A 706-nucleotide genomic window follows, 5' to 3' on the forward strand; every position below is an offset into this window, starting at 1 on the left:
CTTTTTCTCCGCCCCCTTCTTCTTTTTTTCTTTCCTCTTTTCCTTCTCCTCTTTCTCTCTCTCCTCTTCTCTCTTTCTCTTTTCTTTTTTTTCTCTCCTTTTTCCTTTCCTTCTCTCTATCTTCCCTTTTCCTTCTCGTTTTGTCATCTCTCTCCCCATTCCTCACATTTTCTTTTCTACCCGTCCGTTCCTCTTCCACGCTTCTTATACTTCCCTCTGTTTCGTTTTTACTTCCCCCCTTCCCCCCCCCCCCCCCTCCTTTCCCTCCGCTCCTTTTCCCTCTTTCCCCCCTTCCTCTCCTCCTCCCTCCTTTTCTCTTCTCTTCCCTCTCCGTTTTTTTCTCTCCTTTCCTTCTTTTCTCTTTCCTCCTCCTTCCCCTCCCCCCCCTCCCTCCTTCCCGCCCCTATTCCCCTTCCCTCCTCCCTCCCCTTCCTCCCTCTTCTCCTCCTCTTCCCTCCTCTCCTCTTCTCTCTCCTTCCCCCTCCTCTCTTCCTCCTCCCTCCCGTTCCTCCCTTTTTCTCTCCCCCCCCCCTTTCTCTCCTTTTTCTCCTCCCTCCTCTTCCTCACCCCCCCCTCCTCCTTCCCACTCCCTCCCTCCCCCCTCCCCTTTCTCCCTTCTCTCTCCCCCATCCCTGTTACCTCCCTCCCCCTTCTCCCCTCCCTCTCCCTCCCTCTCCCCCCCCCTGTCCCCTTTCCCTCCCCCTCT

The 706-nt window shown here is 55.5% G+C and carries 2 protein-coding genes; both read right to left on the bottom strand.

Translation table 11 applies throughout. From position 1 onward, the window contains the following. Positions 1 to 199, bottom strand: a 199-nt coding sequence (locus VE26_RS17840; protein ID WP_200897281.1) for a hypothetical protein, incomplete at its 3' end; no start/stop codon positions are given. 5 nt (positions 200 to 204) lie between these two features. Then, positions 205 to 706: hypothetical protein (locus VE26_RS18205; protein WP_046106514.1), on the bottom strand; the 502-nt coding region annotated here is incomplete at its 5' end.

Origin of the sequence: Devosia chinhatensis, from assembly GCF_000969445.1 — a bacterium.
Taxonomy (GTDB): Bacteria; Pseudomonadota; Alphaproteobacteria; order Rhizobiales; family Devosiaceae; genus Devosia; species Devosia chinhatensis.